The sequence below is a fragment of the Streptomyces sp. NPDC058653 genome (assembly GCF_042716895.1).
In the GTDB taxonomy this organism is placed as follows: Bacteria; Actinomycetota; Actinomycetes; order Streptomycetales; family Streptomycetaceae; genus Streptomyces.
This window is the reverse complement of record NZ_JBHXRM010000002.1, coordinates 353556-367806: the sequence shown is the minus strand read 5'-3', so window position 1 is coordinate 367806 and position 14251 is coordinate 353556. Positions and strand designations below refer to the sequence as shown.

The window sequence follows — 14251 nt, the reverse complement described above, 5'->3', positions numbered from 1 at the left end:
CGGCCAGTTCACCCTCGGCTTCAAACTCTTCGGCATCGAAGTCACCCACGAAGAGAAATCACAACAGATCACCGGCAACCCCACCTACGCCACCGGCCCCAAAAGCGGCGGCGCCCGCCCCTGGGTCGACTGGAAGAACTGCAGCAAAATCAAACCCATCCCCACATAACCCCACCACCTACGCCGCCCCCCGGCCCCGCACCGGGGGCCGGCACCCACCCCAAAGCCTCCAGGCTGGCCCAGAACACGACCAACCCAGCGCGCCCTCACCCCCTAGATCCGACCAACCACGCAGGTCAACGCCACCCCACAAGCCCATCCCACCCCCACCAACGCCCCAGCGACCACCCCCGGACGCCGAATCCGCTACCCTGTCTCGGGTTGGAAGGTCTACCTGGGACTTTGCCTCGCCGACCGCGAAACTCCCTCCGAGTTCTCGCCAAAGGTTCCGCACAAGCCCCTCGCCTCCGTAGCTCAGGGGATAGAGCACCGCTCTCCTAAAGCGGGTGTCGCAGGTTCGAATCCTGCCGGGGGCACAGAGAAACACCTGTTCAGAGGCCCTCCCGTCCGACGGACGGGAGGGCCTTCGTCCTCGCAGCACAGATGGGGCTGCGGGCAGAGGTGGGCGACTGTGCGACATGCCCGCGACGGACGAGCTGGCCCGTTGCCAGCACGAGACAGCCGCTCCCGCCCGCCCGTGGCGAGACGCGACCACCACCCCGGCCACCGCCACGCCGCCAGCGCCACAGCCCGCACCATGTCCAGCGCCCCAGCCCGGCGGGCCCCACGCCCGCCAGTGATCACCGCCGCCGGACGCCGACGTCCCATCGTCGTGGAGGGGACTGGACGAGCCGCCGCGCTACTTCCTCCAGCACGGCTTCGGCTACCAGTGCCACGACCGCACCAAACCCCACCACCACCGCCAACACGGCCGGGCCCCCATCGGCTGGACGGCGGAGAACGGAACCACCCCCGCATGAACTTCTCCTCCTGGCCCCCGCTGCTCGTGGTCGACATCGAGGGCAACGGCACCAACCCGCCCGACCTCGTCGAAGTCGCCGCACTCCCCGTACGCGAAGGACGGCCGGACACCAGCACAGCCGGAGCATGGCTGACCAAACCCCGGCACCCCGTGACCCCGTTCGCCACCCGCGTCCACGGCCTGACGAACGAGCGCCTGCAACATGAGCCGGTCTGGGAAGAGATCGCCGACCAGGTCCACACCATCCTGGACACCTCATGGATCTGCGCGCACAACGCACATGTGGACCACCGGGTGCTGTCCGCGCACCTACCGACGTGGCGGCCGGCCGGAGTCCTCGACACCCTCCGCCTCGCCAAGGCCAGCCACCCCTCCCTGCCCAAGTACACCCTCGACGCCCTGATCGAACACCTCCACCCGGACCTGACCGCGGCCCCCGCACACCGCCACCGCGCCACCTACGACGCCTACGCCACCGCCCAGCTCCTGATCCTCATGGCCGACCGGTACGACACCTGGGACCAACTCGTGGCTGCGGCCGTACCGCCCGGCCTGCCCGGAGCCCCCGAACCAGACAAGGACCCCACCCTGTGGTGACCACCCCCCATCCCATCCGCATCGGCGTCACGGGCAACCACTCCACGGGCAAGACCACATTCCTCAGCAGCCTCACCCAAGGTCAGAGTGTCCCCGTCCCCCGCCGACCGCCCAGACGAGGCTTTGAAAGCGTCTTGGGGGCAACCACGACAGATTCGAATCTCAAGTGATTCAGTCTGAGTTGCTTCGCTGGCGTCGGGGAAAGCGTTGCATCACCCGCTGGGGAGAGAAACAGTCACATCTCTTGCGCCTCACAAGCCGTGCAAGATTCGGTGACCAGGGTGGGCAACCACCGACATTGACCCCGCCATCGCGGCGGGGACGCACTCACCCGCCGCCATTCCGGCCACCGCCTGCACACCGTCCGGGCTGCTGGCCGTCGACTGCGAAATCGCCATGGGCGAATTCGCCGTTCAGGGCACGCCGTAGGCCGCAGGCTACCAAATGAGATCAACGCACGACCGATAGCTGCGGACGCTGCGTGGGTGCTGCGTGGCCATTGCTGCGCCCGCCGTCTTGGCCAATCACGACGAGACCAAAGATGAGGTCATTGAGGTCTGCGAGGCGAAGCCGAAGATCGCGGGCGACATCGGCTGGTGGGGTGCCTTCGGCACGAAGGGCGGTAAAAACCTTTCCCAGCACTTGCGAGGTTTCTCTGCCCAGCCGACTTTGTGGCTCCGCCTTGCGGTAGCCCAGCCGACCAAGCTCGATGCAGTGAGTCCGATACTGCCACTCAGTGGTCAGGTTCAGTTCGTGCAGACGGTGAGCGAGCGCCATTGCGGCAACCTTCCAACGCCGCTTGGCCTGGAGGATCCAGTGAGTGCTGGGGTTGCGTGGCGCGTACGCCAGCACGTCTGCAGCCGGCATGAGAAGGGCGGCCGCAAATCGGTGCGCTTCCCCCTCCGCCTGCGGACCGTGTGGAACCTGTTCCTCCCCATGGAGGACCAGATGGCCAAGCTCGTGCGCCGCGTCGAAGCGCCCTCGCTCGGCGGTCTTCTCAGTGCTCAGCAGAACGAAGGGAACGCCTCGATCCCAGAAGGAGAAGGCATCGACTTCCGGACAGTCACGGGAAAGAGAAAAAACCCGGACCCCGTGAGCCTCCAGGAGGTGAACCATGTTGGAGATCGGAGCCACGCCCAACCCCCAACGGGCTCGGACGAGTTCGGCTGCGGACTCGGCAGAACTGTCAGGCCCCGCCGCTTCTCCCGGGAACGAAGCTTGTTCGCCCACGCTCAGGCGGCTGAAGGACGTCAGGGAAGGCAGGGCCGCAGCCGGTAGGCCAAAACGAGCCGCGACCCAATCCTGCAGGACGCGGGCCAGACGACCGTTACTGAGGGCAATGTCGCGTTGCGAAGCTGTCATCTTGCTCAGCGCCCGGAAGCTCACCGATTCCAGGGGGAGGTCGGCTACCTCCTCTGCGCTGAAGAACTCTTCCGGGAATTCGAGCGCCTTGGCGATGGCCGTCAAAGAGGGCGGGCTGGGATGTGCTCTCCCATTTTCGAAGTCCGACAGTCGTCGGGCGGTGAGACCCGCCAACTGGGCGAGCCGAGTGACGGTCAGCCCTCGTCGCTTACGCGCGAGGACGAGACGAGAAGCGGTGGTCATGGGAGTGTGCCTATGAGTTGGGGGGACGTGTCAGCCCAGGCGCTCGATCGGGATGTCGATGCCGCCGTCGCCGTCGTCTTCGCTCGGGAACGGAGTGACGCCCTCGAAGTCGATCCAGGGCAGGATGATCCGCTCGTGCCAGGTGTCGATCTTGCCACGGCTACCCGTGTTGCTCGGCAGTGACAGTTCTGCGTACACCCGCGTGCCTGTCTGCATGTTCACGTGCTGGTAGAGAAGGAACCAGGTCGGGATGCCGTCGCCCACCTCCTGAGGCTCGGTCTCGACTTCGTAGCCGGGGAGCGTCAACTGACGATTGGTCTCCACCCTCCGGATGACTGCGGAGCCCTTGGGGTATCGCGTCGAAGGGGTGAGGGCGGCGAAACCGGTCTCCTTGCTTCCGCTCGAAGCAGTGACGGCGAAGTCATCGGTCGGCGAGATGAGGAGCGGCACGTTGCTGGGGCTTGCGCTACGCCAGCCTTTGCGGACATAAGTCTCACGCAGGAAGCGCACAGTGCGACCCCAGAAGATGTTGCCAGGCAGCGAGAGTGGGTCGAACGGAGTGCAGAAGTTCCGCTCCGCTTCGGCACGCCGCAGAACCGTCTCGATCTCCTCGATAGACAGCCCGAGCTCAGCGAGCCTGTTACGAGCGCGCGAATCCTCAACGTACACAACTGCCATGCCCAAGCCCCTGACCACAGAGAGTTGATTTCCGGAAATCCTCCCTCATTCGAGGTCGAAAATCAAGAAACTTGCCTGGTCAGACCGCACTGTTCAGCCCACCAGCTCAGACTCCCGTCTCTCAGCCAGGTGGCACAGGTACTCCTTGCTGTCCAAGCCCGTCCAGAAGCCTCGTTCTGAGCACTCGCACCAAGGACACCCGTCCATGCAGCCAGTCCGCACCGTGCCCGTACAAGAGTTGGGCAATCCGCGGGCAAACCGACACGACCGAAGCAGCGTTCCGCCGTCGTCCCGATGGCAGCCCGGGCATTACCAGCGCGACAGCACCCACGTCTCAGAATTGACGCTTTCGCCGAAGTCTTCCTGCTGCACGCAGTACGAAGGGATCCGAGAGCACCCACCTCCTCTCAGGAGCACTCGTATGAGCGGTACCGCACCTTCCGCACGCCCCACGTCCATCTCAGCCGAAGTCTCGCGGAGCATGACTGCTCACGAGATCGACGAGGCGCTGTCCGCGCTCGCTCGCTGTTCAACAGTGCTGCTCCAGGAATGGGAAGCCGAGCAGCGGCGCATGGAGGAGTTGGACGCGCTCAACGAGCTCGGCATCGAGCAGCGTGCCGGTCAGAAGGGCGCGCGCTACAAAGCGGATCCCGTCCTGCTCTCAGTCCGTCTGCGATTGGCCAACAACAACGCGAGAGCCCATCGCACTGCCGCACGTGAGTACGTGTCCTGGTGGGTCGACGTAGCCACAATGGCCTGGAAGTCCGCGGTCCTCGGAACGCCGCTGCTCTACGCTCGCGCGGGTGCAGCAGCGCCGGACATCCTGATGGCCGAGGAAGACCTGGTCGTCGTGCCTAAGGCGGACGACCGCACACGCCGACTCGAGGAGTTCAGCGCATTCCTCGCCCCGCCGTTTCCCGACTCCACAGATGGTCATGACGACGAGCATGCAACCGCGACAGCCGATCTCGCAGCTAGCTCTGGCCTACTCGTGCGTCGAGACGGGGCAGGTGAGGTGCATGTGGTGGACGACGAGTTCCCGGAAGCACGACGACGTCGCCTCTGGGGCGGATTCTGGGTCGAGCACCGGATCCCTGCGATGCCCCAGCCGGATGAACTCGACTCTCTACTGGCCCGAACCCCGCCAGAGGCTGCAAAGCGCCTACGGGCTGCCGCCGGGGAGGTGGTCAGAGCGGCGATGGCCGGAGTACGAATGTCTGAGTTGGACGACGGTGATACACCCTGGACAAGTACGGAGTCTGCCGAATACGACAAGCTTTCCGACATGCTGGACCAACTGACAGCTCTCCTCGCGGCTTACGCCCAAGCCATCACCGACAGCCTGCCTGCCGTAAGAGGCCGAGGGAGCAGCCAGGTTGATACGGCCAGTATCAGCTGAACTTCTCAGCCCCTGGCCAGCCCTTCAGGGCAGTTCCCAGGAGGCCAATCACGCTCACTGCCGGTTAGAACAGCAGGACAGCCAGATCGGCATACGAGCGGGTCAGGAAGCTATAAACCCTCCAGCACCCCATGATTCCCAAGCTCAGAGCTCAAGTTCGGTTCCCCTCTGCGGGCCGCTTCGCACAGCGCGGCGCGGACGGTGCAGTCGGATTGGTGGGCGGTGGCGGGCTTGCTGTTGCCGCCCTGCATCTTCTTGTAAGCACTCCAGGTGCTCCCAGCTCCAGGTTGATGAGCCGATGGGCGCCCAGCCGGTATGAGGTGGACGCGAACCGCGACCTCATAGCGAGGCCGAACGGCAAGGGTGGTACGTCCCAATGACTCCGTCCCCGGATGCGGCTTGTGATTTCCTGTCATCCGGTCGCGAGGATCCGAGTGCCGGGGGGGCGCCGATGTCGTTGACATCCCAACTACAGGACGGGGAGATCGGCCGCTGGTGCGCACGCCGGTTGACCGGGACGGCGGAGGTCGCCGCGCTGTTGCCGAAAGCGGTGCGAGGGCGGCGGGCGGTGTTCCCCCGCGGCCAGGTCGACGGCCGGCACTGGGCCGCGGTCGGCGGCGCGTTCGGCGCACGCTTGGCCACTCTGGTGCAGCCCGCGCCGCCGTATTACGCACTGCACGGACTCGTGGCGGCCGGACTGGCCCGCCGGGAGTGGGCGGACGAGCAGGCGGTCCGCTATCCGACGCACGCCCGGCTCGGCGCATCGCAGCGCGGGAAGGCGCTGGACGTACGGCCGACCGTCACGGGCTGGCTGGACCTGGTGCCCGGGGCGGAACCCTCGGCCCAGCACGGCGAGATGCAAGCAGTCATCAGCAGCCGCGTAGGCACCAGGTTCGGGTCGGGTCGCGCTCTGCCTGCCGAACCGGTACTGGCCGACTTCCTGGAGCGGACCCGGGCTTACGCCGAGCGGTACGCCCCACCCGGTCAGCTCGGTACCCCCGGCGCCGAGGCCGGACTCGCCCGAAGCTACTGGCTGTTGGAGATGTTCGAGAGCGTCTACCGTTCCGGGGCGGTGGACGAGTCGATGCACCAGGTCTTCCGGCCCGGCGTCCCCACGGTCGAGGCGATGCGGGCCACCGCGAGTGAGCCGGTGGTCGAGGAGTTGGCGCGGCTCGCGGAGCAGACACAAACTTACGGTGCCCTGGCCGAGTTACGCCGGCTCGCCGGAAACCGCCCCCCTGGTCAGCCGTTGGGCATAGCGGGCCCGGTCTTCGTCAACCACTGGGCCGATGGCGACCTGCTGATATCCGGCGCCGACGGCGCCACTCTGATCGACGTGAAGACAGTGGTTAAGACCGACCGCCCGGACCGCTCCTCGCGTTGGCTGTGGCAACTCCTCTGCTATGCCTGGCTCGACACCACGGACCGCTACCGCATCCGCAACGTCGCCTTCTACTTCGCCCGCCACGGCGCGCTCGTCACCTGGCCCCTTTCCGAATTCACCAGCCTCCTCCTGGACGGCGCCGACCCTCACGAGGCCCGCGCCGAGTTCGTTACAGCGGCGACGAGAGCGATGACGAGCGAGGGAGTCAGACTGCCGGCTCCGCACGCTGACCTGCCTCCGACGTAAACCTTGTGCGAGATGCCGTTCAGCCGTCCGACCCTCACCCGTGTTACCAGGCCGTAGCTTCGCGGACGTCAGGATCGTCAGGCGGGACCAGTTGATGGTTCTCCTGAACGAGTGTGGCTGGAGCCCTCCTCGCCGACCCGCGCCGTCCGGTAACTATGTCGAAAGGGGCGAAAACCTGAGCTCCAGGTGAAGGCCAGGATCGACGATCTCCTGAAGCGGGTGTCGCACGTTCGAATCCTGTCGAGGGGCACCGTGCGCTACCCCTCTGACCTGGATGTTTTCCCCAGGAAGAGTCCCTGTTTGGTCCCCGACATCGTGTCCAGGGGTCGTTTGCGTGTGCTGCCAAGCGGACCTGCCGGGAACAGCCCGTCCCGTCCGTGCGGTTGCATGGAGTGAGGAGGGCGTGTCGTGCTAACGGCGCGTGCCTTGATCGGTATCCATTTCGCAGGAGGACCCGTTCCATGACTGACCGGCCTTTGACTCTCATGGCTGTACACGCCCACCCCGACGACGAGGCCACCGGGACCGGAGGAGTCCTCGCACGGTATGCCGCCGAAGGCGTTCGTACGGTACTCGTGACCTGTACCGACGGTGGGTGCGGTGATGGGCCGGGGGGTGTCAAACCCGGGGAGCCCGGGCACGATCCCGCGGCCGTCGCCTCTATGCGGCGGCAAGAGCTGCGGGAGAGTTGCGACGTCCTGAAGATCAGCGACCTGGAGACGCTGGACTACGCGGACTCCGGGATGGCCGGCTGGCCCAGCAACGACGCCCCCGGATCGTTCTGGCAGACCCCCGTGGAGGAGGGCGCCGCCCGGCTCGCGGAGCTCATGCGGCAGTACCGGCCCGATGTGGTCGTCACCTATGACGAGAACGGCTTCTACGGCCACCCCGACCACATCCAGGCCCACCGCATCACGATGGCAGCGCTGGAGATGACCGAGCTGACGCCCAAGGTGTACTGGACGACCATGCCCCGCTCGATGGTGCGGCGCTTCGGGGAGACCATGCGCGAGTTCCAGGAGGGCACGACCGAGCCGGACCCCGCCGAGGCCGCCGCGCTGGCCGAAATCGGGCTCCCCGACGACCAGGTCACCACCTGGGTCGACACCACCGCCTTCAGCGGCCAGAAGTTCGACTCCCTCGCGGCGCACGCCAGCCAGGGCGAGAACATCTTCTTCCTCAAGATGGGCCGGGAGAGATTCACGGACCTGATGGGGACCGAGACGTTCGTACGCGTCCGGGACACCACCGACGCCGCCCTGCCCGAGAACGACCTCTTCGCCGGACTCCACTGATCCGCCCACGCCCCCGCCCCCGCCCCCGCCCGCGAGACCTGCCGAACACCGCCCGGTGGCGGGGTAGTTGCCGCTGACTGGGCAGCCCGCCGCCGCCCGCGAGATCGTACGGAAGGCCGAAGCCGGGCTTTCGGGGCGGGAGCAGTCTTGGAGGTCGAGACCTTCGAAGGAGCCCCCGCGGTGGGGCCGCCCGTTATCTCGCCACCCACCGCTCGACCGGTGGTGAGTACGCGCTCTACAAGGCGGAGTTGGGGGCGCGGTCCGCGGGGGCCGGGACTCATTTCCACAAGGCCATGTCGGAGTCCTTCTACATCCTCTCCGGTGAATTGGAGCTCTACGACGGCGAGAAGTGGGTCACGGGGCGTGAGGGGGGCTTTCCGTAGGTGCCGGTCGGTGGTCTGCACGCGTTTCGGAACGTGAGCGACGAGCCCATGTCCATGCCTATGCTCTTCGCTCCCGGTGCGCCCCGCGAGGAGTACTTCGAGCGGGTCGCGGAGATGTCGAGGCGGGGCGGTGAGGAGCTCAAGGAGTTCCGTATCAGGCACGACAGCTACTTCGTCAAGGACTTCGGGAACGGGACGAAGTAGCCCGGCCCGCGGACCGGCGGCAGTAGCCTGCGATGAGCACCGCACGCCGGCCCTGGAGGGTTTGTGGACGTCGACGATCTGCGCAGTCCCGATCACTTGTGGTCGGCCGGGGAGGTGTTGGCGCGGCCAAGTCCCGTGCCGGCCACCGCCGGTGTCTACGGGTGGTATTTCGACCAGTCCCCTTATCCGGGGCTGCCCGCCGAGCAATTGCTGTACGTCGGGATCGCCCCGAGGCGTATGGCCACCAAAGCCAGCAAGCAGAATCTACGGACCCGCGTGCGCTATCACTTCCGGGGCAACGCGGCCGGATCGACTCTCCGGCTCTCCCTCGGCTGTCTGCTCGGCCTTGAACTACGGCGGGTCGGCAGCAGAGGTACGCGGCTCACGTTCGGGGCCGCCGGGGAGGCCGAGCTCAGCCGGTGGATGGGCGAACACGCCCGGGTGTGCTGGCTGGAGCACGCAGAGCCGTGGGTCGCGGAGTCGGACCTGATCTCCCGGCTCGATCTGCCCCTCAATCTCGACCAGAACCGAACCCATCCCTTTTACGGGCGGCTCAAGGGGCTGCGGGCGGACGCGCGTGAGAAGGCGCGGGCATTGGGGGTCGTCACGTAGCCCCCGCGCGCCTTACGGGTGCGGGATCGGTGTCGGGGCGGCGGTGCCCCAGCTGGTGAGGAGGCGGAGGTTCTCCCATGCCGGGGAAGGGCGTTGGGCGTGGTGGATCGTGAGTGTCTGGTCCGAGCCGTCCGGGAGTTGGAGGGTTTCGAACGAGAGCGTCAGCTCGCCCACCAGGGGGTGGTGGAGCCGCGTCGTGCCGTGGTGGTTCTCCTCGATGTCGTGCTGGGACCAGAAGCGGCGGAAGTCGTCGCTCCCGGCGGTGAGTTCGTCCACCAGTGACAGCAGCCGCGGGTCGTCAGGGCGGCAGCCGGCGTGCAGGCGCAGCGTGCTCACCGTCGTGGCCGCCTGGGTCTCCCAGTCCTTGAAGAGGCTTCGGGAGCCGGGGCGCAGGAACAGCAGCCGGGCCCAGTTGCGGTCGCGGGGCGGGAGCCGGTCCCAGTCGCCGAAGAGCGCCGTCGCCGTACGGTTCCAGGCCAGCAGGTCCGAGCGCCAGCCCGTCACGTAGGCGGGCAGGCCGTCCAGCGACATCAGCATCTCGCGCAGCGCGGGGCGGACCCGCTCCTCGTGGGGCGGCGGGGTGGTCCGTCTGTTCGTACGGTGGCACTTGGCCAGCCTGGTGAGGTGTTCGTGCTCCGCGTCCGTCAGCCGTAGCGCACGGGAGAGCGCGCCCAGGACCTCCGCCGAGACGTTCTGGCCCCTGCCCTGTTCGAGGCGGGTGAGATACGCGACCGAGACCCCGGCGAGCTGCGCCAGCTCCTCGCGGCGCAGGCCCGGCACCCTGCGGTAGCGCCCGTACACGGGCAGGCCCACCTCCTCCGGGCGCAGCCGTGCCCGGCGGGTGCGCAGGAAGGCGCCGATCTCGGCCCGTGGGTCGAAGACCCGGGCGTCGCCGGCGTAGGGCCTCGGAGCGTCCATGCGTCCGACGGTACGCCCCCGGTGAGGGCGGTGGCTGTCCCTGCCGGTAGCAGGAACAGCGGGGACCTGGCTGGTCCCGGTCCAGGCGGTGAGGCTCGCCGCGTCCGGCGCGGGTCATCCGGCACGAGCCGTCCCGCGCGGGTCATCCGGCGCGAACCATCCCGCGCGAGCCATCCACCGAGGAGACGCATCCCATGTCAGAGAGCCCGACCACCAGTGAACACCGGCCACCGGGTGAGGAGGACCCCGTTCGCTGGCCCGCCCGGCTCTGGGTGTCGTTGATGATCTTCAGCGGGGTGATTCTGCTCGACGGTCTCGACATCTCGATGATCGTCGTGGCCGTCCCCGAGATCCAGGACGAGCTCGGGATGAGCACGGCCACGGCCCAGTGGCTGGTCGGCGCCTACATCCTGGCCTTCGGCAGTTTTCTGCTGCTCGGCGGACGGGTGGCGGATCTGTACGGCCGGCGGCGGGTGCTGGTCGTGGCGATGGGCGCATTCGCCGTCGTGTCGCTCTTCGGGGCGCTCGTCGACGACGGCGTCCTGCTGATCGTCTCGCGCTTCGTCAAGGGCATGGCGGCGGGTTTCGCGGCGCCGGCCGCCATGTCGCTGCTCACCACGACCTTTTCCGAAGGCCCGCAGCGCAACAAGGCGTTCGGGATCTTCAACGTCTTCGAGGCGTCCGGTTACTCCTCCGGTCTGCTCGTCGGCGGGCTGCTCGCCGGGCTGAACTGGCGGTCCATCTTCATCCTGCCGATCCCCCTCTCCGTACTCCTGCTGATCGGCGCCCTCCGTTTCCTGCCGCCCGACCCGCCCCGTACGGAGCGTCCGCGCCTGGACATCGGCGGCGCCGTGACCCTGCTCGCCGGGATGCTGCTCCTCGTCTTCACCGTCGTCTCGACGGCGGAGGCCGGCTGGTCGTCGTGGCGGACGATCGGCGGTTTCGCCCTCTCCGGACTGCTGCTCGCCGGCTTCCTCATGATCGAGCGGACCGTGCGGGAGCCGCTGATCAGACTCGGGATTCTGCGTAACCGGAATCTGGTGACGGCCAACATCAGCATCGCTCTGCTGTACGGCGGCGCCATGGGCTTCCAGTTCGTGATGGCCCTGTACCTCCAGGATCTGGAGGGCTGGGAGCCGTGGCAGATGGCTCTCGTGCTGCTGCCGGCCGGGCTCATGGTGGTCGCCGTGGGGCCCGGGCTCGGGGCACTGATGGGCAGGTTTGGTGTGCGCAAGGTGCTGATGGTGGGGATCTTCTCCTTCCTGCCCTGCTATTTGCTGATGCTGCGGATCGGTCCGGAGCCGGATCTGTGGACGGTGCTGCTGCCCGCGTCCTTGCTCTGGGGTGTGGGTTTCGCGCTGAGCATCGCGACGCTGATGGTCGCGGGAACCAGCGGGGTGCCCGACGAGGAGCAGGGACTGGCCGCGGGCTTGCTCAACAGTTCACTCCAGGTCGGTGGCGCGTTCGGCCTGGCGGTCGTCACGGCGGCGATCATGCCGGGCACGGAGCTGTCCATGCTCCGGCCGGGTCTCGTGGTCATCCTGGCCTTCGGGATTCTGACTCTTCTGGCCCAGTTCACACGGAAGCGGGCCTGAAGCGGAATCCTGAGACGAGGGTGGGCCGAGGCGCTCGGGGAGCCTCCCGCTCCCAACGGCGCTATTAGTGAGGGGTGTTGACTATCCGTCGATGCTCTGCCCAGGGTTCTGCTGGACAGCGGCGCGGACTCGGAGTGATCATGTGTCTGCTGTGACGCCAGATTTGGCATTCGAGACCATGCGTACGAGACCGTGAGGATGAGTCAGCTGGATGGCATCTCCGCTTCGACTATCTGACCGCACCGCTCCGGTTGGCCGAGGGGGGCTCAGCCAGTGACCCCTGACGGGAACGAGTACGACGAGTACCAGGTCGAGAAAACAGCCGAGATGCCAACCGAGGTTTCGGCCGGGGTGCCGACCGACGTGTCCGCCGACCCGTCGACCGCTGTGCCGGCCGACGTGCCGGCCGGCACAGCCGGTACGGCAGCGTCCCGCACAGCGGGTACGGCAGCCTCCCGCACAGCGGGCATCGCAGGCGCCGGAGCGGCGGCCGTGACCCGCGCGGCAGCGGAGGCCGGGGCCGGGGCCGAAGCGCACGCCGGAGCCGGCCCGGCCGCCGGGCAGCCCACCCCCGGCGCCCCGCTCGACCGGTCCGCCGAGCGCACCACCGACCGCCCGACCGACCGACCCTCCGACCGCCCCGCCGAGCGGTCCCCCGGCCACACCGAGCAGCGCCCGCCGACCCTTCTGCGGGTGCTGCTCGAACGGCTCAACTGGGCCAAGTTCGCCGTCTTCGACGTGCAGTTCAGCCTCGCCGCCCGCCGGGCCGCCAAGGAGTACGCCAACAGCCGCCTCGGCAACGTCTCCGTCTCCCGGATCACCTTCAAGCGCTGGCTGGCCGGAACGCAGTCCCCCCAGGGCGACGCGGCCACCGTCCTCGCGTACATGCTCGGCGTCGAGGTGGACCTGCTGCTCCAGCGGGTGCCCAGCCGCGAGGTGGTCCCGGCCCGGCTGCCGCACGGATCGTCCCTGGCCACCGCCCGCTCGATGGACGCCCTGTGGTCGACCTCCTCGCTCTCCCCGACCGAGGCCGCGGCCGGCACCGGCGGGCTCTGGTATCTCGACGGTCTGCGGATCTTCGACGGTACGGCGGTGCCCGCCCAGATGTACGAGGCGACGTCCCAGGACGACGTGGTATCGATCGCGGTGGAGGAGAATCCGCATCTACGCGCGTTCGTTCAACCCGCCCGTCGGGCCCTGCTGATCGCCTCTCTCGGGGGGAGCGGTGGGGAGGGGCTTTTCGTCCTCGATTCCGGCCGCGCGCGATTCCAGCTGGACGCCGATCCGCGCGGGACACTGCCGATACCGAAGGCGTACCGGCTGGACGATCTGACCTTCGGCATCCTGTGGGCGATGCTCAATCTGGAGGACAGTCTTCTCGCGGACGATTACATTCTCGACCGCGAACAGCGGGAACTGGAAAGCCATTTAGCGATGCCGCGCTCGGCCGTGGCGCGCTCCGCCGTGCCCGAGCTCTCCCGGGTGGGAGCGGCCTGGCTCGGCTCGTACTTCTGCACGCTGCACATCGAACGGCATCTCGGCGATGTCGGCGAACCGCCCTTCTTCTGGACGCGTGAGCAGACGGGCGAGGAGAGCGCCGCCTGGCTTTTCTTCCAGCACAAGCACGAGCACCTCGCGCGCGCGGTGGCCCGGCGTACCGGCACGTCCGAACCGCCGGGGCACGCTTTCTGCGTTCCGGAGAAACTCGTCAAGGAAAGCGAGCCGTACGAGCGCATCCTGCTGTTCCTCGCCATCGCCCTGATGGAGATGCACGGGGTGTCCGTATGGGTCTGCACCGAGGAGGAGTACTCGCAGATAGACGAGTTCGTCCTGGCGCCAGACGACCGGGTGATCGTCGCCAACTGGCTGCGTTCGGACGGGATCTGGCGTGTCGGCATCACGGACCAGCGCTCCCAGGTCCGTACGTACACCCAGGCGATCGACCACGCCCGTGCGAACAGCGTGATCGAGGGACCCACCTCCGCGCACCGGCTGCGGGCCCTGGCAGACTATTTGGCGGTCGACTGGCCCTGGCTGGTGCGGCGTTGCCAGGAGCTGGGGGCGTACGAGAGTGGCGGCATGCTCCGGCCCCGGAGCCGGCAGCTGTGCATGGACCAGTTGGACGAGGTCCTGCGCTTCGTGGGCGCGCTCGACCCGAAGTGATGTACGGCGCGGGCCGCGACCGGTCGACCACCGGCCGCGGCCCGCGGCCGACCGCGACCGGCAGGGGCCCGCGTCGGCGCACCGGCGGCTCACCTGCGCGGGGCGACCGACCGGCCGACAGACGGACACCTTGCGGCCGGGCAGCCGGGCCCGCGAGCAGACCGGCAGACGGGTCCTCCGGCCCCCAATC

The 14251-nt window shown here is 67.8% G+C and carries 10 protein-coding genes, 1 tRNA gene and 1 pseudogene; 9 read left to right on the top strand and 3 right to left on the bottom strand.

Features of this window, described 5'->3' with window-relative positions:
* Positions 1-463 precede the first annotated feature (463 nt).
* Both ACFWU9_RS03305 and ACFWU9_RS03300 read left to right on the top strand, forming a co-directional pair.
* Positions 464-536, top strand: a tRNA-Arg gene (locus ACFWU9_RS03305).
* A gap of 440 nt (positions 537-976) precedes the next feature.
* A complete protein-coding gene (locus ACFWU9_RS03300; protein WP_384314371.1) occupies positions 977-1579 on the top strand; it encodes an exonuclease domain-containing protein in 603 nt (200 codons plus the stop codon).
* Between the two features lie 450 nt (positions 1580-2029).
* Here ACFWU9_RS03300 and ACFWU9_RS03295 read toward each other — a convergent pair whose 3' ends face one another.
* Both ACFWU9_RS03295 and ACFWU9_RS03290 read right to left on the bottom strand, forming a co-directional pair.
* On the bottom strand, positions 2030-3184 hold the full coding sequence (locus ACFWU9_RS03295) for a helix-turn-helix domain-containing protein (RefSeq protein WP_384314368.1): 1155 nt from the start codon (positions 3182-3184) through the stop codon (positions 2030-2032).
* A 30-nt stretch (positions 3185-3214) separates the two neighbouring features.
* Entirely contained in the window at positions 3215-3862 is a 648-nt protein-coding gene (locus tag ACFWU9_RS03290; protein WP_384314365.1) for a hypothetical protein, read from the bottom strand.
* A gap of 481 nt (positions 3863-4343) precedes the next feature.
* Here ACFWU9_RS03290 and ACFWU9_RS03285 point away from each other — a divergent pair, with 481 nt between their 5' ends.
* The 5 genes and pseudogenes from ACFWU9_RS03285 (at position 4344) to ACFWU9_RS03265 (ending at position 9385) form a co-directional block, all read left to right on the top strand.
* Positions 4344-5261 (top strand): hypothetical protein, encoded by a 918-nt coding sequence (locus ACFWU9_RS03285; protein ID WP_384314363.1) that lies wholly within the window; start codon positions 4344-4346, stop codon positions 5259-5261.
* Positions 5262-5712: 451 nt separating this feature from the next.
* The gene (locus ACFWU9_RS03280; RefSeq protein WP_384314361.1) at positions 5713-6891 is read left to right on the top strand and encodes a hypothetical protein; all 1179 of its coding nucleotides are present in this window, start codon (positions 5713-5715) and stop codon (positions 6889-6891) included.
* A 461-nt stretch (positions 6892-7352) separates the two neighbouring features.
* A complete protein-coding gene (locus ACFWU9_RS03275) occupies positions 7353-8186 on the top strand; it encodes a PIG-L family deacetylase (protein WP_384314358.1) in 834 nt (277 codons plus the stop codon).
* A gap of 77 nt (positions 8187-8263) precedes the next feature.
* Positions 8264-8773, top strand: a pseudogene (locus tag ACFWU9_RS03270) (cupin domain-containing protein).
* 63 nt (positions 8774-8836) lie between these two features.
* The gene (locus tag ACFWU9_RS03265) at positions 8837-9385 is read left to right on the top strand and encodes a GIY-YIG nuclease family protein (protein WP_384314356.1); all 549 of its coding nucleotides are present in this window, start codon (positions 8837-8839) and stop codon (positions 9383-9385) included.
* 12 nt (positions 9386-9397) lie between these two features.
* Here the strand turns inward: ACFWU9_RS03265 and ACFWU9_RS03260 are convergent, their stop codons facing one another.
* Positions 9398-10303, bottom strand: coding sequence for a helix-turn-helix transcriptional regulator (locus ACFWU9_RS03260; protein ID WP_384314354.1), 906 nt, complete (start codon positions 10301-10303; stop codon positions 9398-9400).
* Positions 10304-10497: 194 nt separating this feature from the next.
* Here ACFWU9_RS03260 and ACFWU9_RS03255 point away from each other — a divergent pair, with 194 nt between their 5' ends.
* Both ACFWU9_RS03255 and ACFWU9_RS03250 read left to right on the top strand, forming a co-directional pair.
* Complete coding sequence (locus ACFWU9_RS03255; protein WP_384314352.1) at positions 10498-11898, top strand: MFS transporter; 1401 nt, start codon at positions 10498-10500, stop codon at positions 11896-11898.
* A gap of 492 nt (positions 11899-12390) precedes the next feature.
* Positions 12391-14061 carry a hypothetical protein gene (locus tag ACFWU9_RS03250; protein ID WP_384314349.1) on the top strand — a complete coding sequence of 557 codons (1671 nt, stop codon included), beginning with the start codon at positions 12391-12393 and terminating at the stop codon, positions 14059-14061.
* Positions 14062-14251 lie beyond the last annotated feature (190 nt).